General features: G+C 71.5%; 3 protein-coding genes. All 3 read left to right on the top strand.

Going from position 1 to position 2,987, the window contains the following annotated elements; all coding sequences use genetic code 11:
* The first annotated feature begins 115 nt into the window (after positions 1–115).
* The 3 genes from ACIY1X_RS25730 (at position 116) to ACIY1X_RS25720 (ending at position 2,964) form a co-directional block, all read left to right on the top strand.
* Positions 116–1,090 (top strand): Bug family tripartite tricarboxylate transporter substrate binding protein, encoded by a 975-nt coding sequence (locus ACIY1X_RS25730; RefSeq protein ID WP_399686348.1) that lies wholly within the window; start codon positions 116–118, stop codon positions 1,088–1,090.
* A 118-nt stretch (positions 1,091–1,208) separates the two neighbouring features.
* A complete protein-coding gene (locus ACIY1X_RS25725) occupies positions 1,209–1,994 on the top strand; it encodes a M48 family metalloprotease (protein ID WP_399686345.1) in 786 nt (261 codons plus the stop codon).
* 52 nt (positions 1,995–2,046) lie between these two features.
* Positions 2,047–2,964: an NAD(P)-dependent oxidoreductase gene (locus ACIY1X_RS25720; RefSeq protein WP_038200162.1), complete on the top strand. Its 918-nt coding sequence runs from the start codon at positions 2,047–2,049 to the stop codon at positions 2,962–2,964.
* The last annotated feature ends 23 nt before the right edge of the window (positions 2,965–2,987 follow it).

Here is a 2,987-nt window from a genome sequence, read left to right as displayed (position 1 = left end):
GTTCGAGCAGCTCGGCGACGAGGCGCGATGCCGCCAGGCCCTGGCCGACGCCCTCCACGCCCTGCCCGTACCATCCCTGTCCGCGTTCGGCAACGACACACAAGGAGATTGAACGATGCAACGACGACACCTGCTGGCCACGCTGGCTTCCGGCGCGGCCCTGGCCGCCACCCCCTTCGCGCGCGCCCAGGGCTGGCCCGAGCAGCCCATCAAGTGGATCGTGCCCTACCCGGCCGGCGGCGGCACCGACGTGATCGCCCGCGCCCTGGCCGAGGCCATGCGCGGCCCGCTGGGCCAGCCGCTGCTGATCGACAACCGCCCCGGCGCCGCCACCAACATCGGCGCCGACCTGGTGGCCAAGAGCAAGCCCGACGGCTACACCATCATGTCGGCCGACAACGCCGTGCTGGCCTTCAACGAGTACCTGTTCAGCAAGCTGCCCTTCAGCCCCGACAAGGACTTCAGCTACATCGGCGCGATCGGCAAGTTCCCGCTGGCGCTGGTGGTGCACCCGGACTTCCCGGCCAAGGACTTCAAGGAGTTCCTCGCCTACGTGAAGGCCAACCCCGGCAAGGTGAACTACGCCTCGCCCGGCAACGGCTCGCCGCACCACCTGGCGATGGAGATGTTCAAGAACCGCACGAGCACCTTCCTCACCCACATCCCCTACCGCGGCGCGGCGCCGGCGATGCAGGACGTGATGGGCGGCCAGGTGCCGTGCATGTTCCTCGACCTGGCCTCGGGCCTGCAGATCATGCAGAGCGGCAAGGTGCGCGTGCTGGCCATCGGCTCGGGCGCGCGCAGCAAGCTGCTGCCCAGCGTGCCGACGCTGGCCGAGGTGGGCGTGCGCGACTCGGAGGTGTTCGCCTTCCAGGGCCTGCTGGGCCCGGCCGGGCTGCCGGCGGCGACGGTGCAGCGCCTGAACACGGAACTGAACCGCTCCTTCTCCACCCCGGCCGTGATCAAGCGCTTCGCCGACATCGGCATGGACGCGATGCCGGGCTCGCCCGAGCAGTTCCACCAGCTGGCGCGCGCCGAGTCGCGGCGCTGGGGGCCGGTGATCAAGGCCGCCGGCATCAAGCTGGACTGACGCGTCGGCGCGCGGACCTTCTATGATCCGCGCGCCGCATCGAGCGGCATCCGATGGGCCGGCCCGCGCCGCAGCGCGGCAGGCCGGCCCTCGCTTCCAAGAAAACCAGGGAGTTCCCATGCATCGTTATCGCTGGGCCGCATGCGCGGCCGTGGCAGCCGTGGCCGCGCTCACGGGCTGCGAAACCATGAAGTCCGCCGACGGCGCCGGCGCGCTGCTGGCTGCCGGCGGCACCGCCGCCAAGGCCATGTCGCTGAGCGACGGCGACGTGGTCGCCATGTCCGACCAGTCCTGCGCCGCGATGGACCAGAAGAACCAGATCGCGCCGGCCGGCAGCAAGTACACGCAGCGCCTGAACCAGCTCGTGCGCCAGATGCCGGCCACCGTCAACGGCAAGCCGGCGGTCTACAAGGTCTACGTGACGCAGGACGTCAACGCCTGGGCCATGGCCAACGGCTGCATCCGCGTCTACAGCGGCCTGATGGACCTGATGACCGACGACGAGGTGCGCGGCGTGCTGGGCCACGAGATCGGCCACGTGGCGCTGGGCCACAGCAAGTCCCGCATGCAGACCGCCTACGCCGCCTCGGCCGCGCGGGCGCTGGCCGCATCGGCCGGCGGCGTGGTGGGGCAGCTGTCGCAGTCGCAGGCCGGCGACCTGGCCGAGAAGTTCGTCAACGCGCAGTTCTCGCAGGCGCAGGAAAGCGCGGCCGACAACTATTCCTTCGACCTGCTGACCGAGCGCAAGCTGGAGCGCAAGGGCCTGGTCACCGCCTTCGAGAAGCTGGCCCAGCTCAGCGGCGGCGCGTCCGGCGGCAGCTCGATCCTCAGCTCGCACCCGCCGTCGTCGGAGCGCGCGGCCGCGATGCGCAAGCGCCTGGACGCCGCCACCGCGAAGAAGTGACGCGGCGCCTCCGGGCGCTGCACGCGCCCGGGGGCTGGACTAAGCTCGCGGGATGACCACCCCCTCCTTCACCCCCAAGAGCTATTCCCCCACCCCGGCCCGGCGCGTCGCGTTCCTGGGCCTGGGCGTGATGGGCTACCCCATGGCCGCCCACCTGGCCAAGGCGGGCCACACGGTCACCGTCTACAACCGCACGCCCGCCAAGGCCGCCGCGTGGCTGCAGGAGCTGGGCGGCGCGCCGCACGCCGGCGCGCCCACGCCGCGCGAGGCCGCCGCCGGTGCCGACATCGTGTTCTGCTGCGTCGGCAACGACGACGACCTGCGCAGCGTGGTGCTGGGCGACGACGGCGCCTTCGCCGGCATGCAGGCGGACGCCGTGTTCGTCGACCACACCACCGCCTCCGCCAACGTCGCGCGCGAGCTGTCGGAGGCCGCGCAGGCCAAGGGCCTGCACTTCATCGACGCCCCCGTCTCCGGCGGCCAGGCCGGCGCGCAGAACGGCGTGCTCACCGTGATGTGCGGCGGCGAGGCCGCGCCCTTCGAGCGGGTGGAGCCGGTCGTCGGCGCCTTCGCCCGCGCCGTGACGCTGCTGGGCGCCAGCGGCGCCGGCCAGTTGGCGAAGATGGTCAACCAGACCTGCATCGCCGGCCTGGTGCAGGGGCTGGCGGAGGCCATCGCCTTCGGCCAGCGCGCCGGGCTGGACATGGCGAAGGTGCTCGAGGTGATCGGCAAGGGCGCCGCGCAGAGCTGGCAGATGGACAACCGCGGCAAGACCATGATCGAAGGCAAGTTCGACTTCGGCTTCGCGGTCGACTGGATGCGCAAGGACCTCGGCCTGGTGCTCGACGAGGCCAAGCGCAACGGCGCGCGCCTGCCCGTCACGGCGCTGGTGGACCAGTTCTATGCCGACGTGCAGCAGGCCGGCGGCAGCCGCTTCGACACCTCCAGCCTCGTCACTCGGCTGAAATAAACCCACCCCCAGTCTTCGCGGAC

The organism is Xenophilus sp. (genome assembly GCF_044462705.1).
GTDB lineage: Bacteria > Pseudomonadota > Gammaproteobacteria > Burkholderiales > Burkholderiaceae_C > Xenophilus > Xenophilus azovorans.
This window is presented reverse-complemented; position numbering and strand designations above follow the sequence as displayed.

Coding starts and splice junctions, on each gene's coding strand:
- ACIY1X_RS25720 (WP_038200162.1), top strand. CDS start 2,047: ATGACCACCCCCTCCTTCACCCCCAAGAGCTATTCCCCCACCCCGGCC.
- ACIY1X_RS25725 (WP_399686345.1), top strand. CDS start 1,209: ATGCATCGTTATCGCTGGGCCGCATGCGCGGCCGTGGCAGCCGTGGCC.
- ACIY1X_RS25730 (WP_399686348.1), top strand. CDS start 116: ATGCAACGACGACACCTGCTGGCCACGCTGGCTTCCGGCGCGGCCCTG.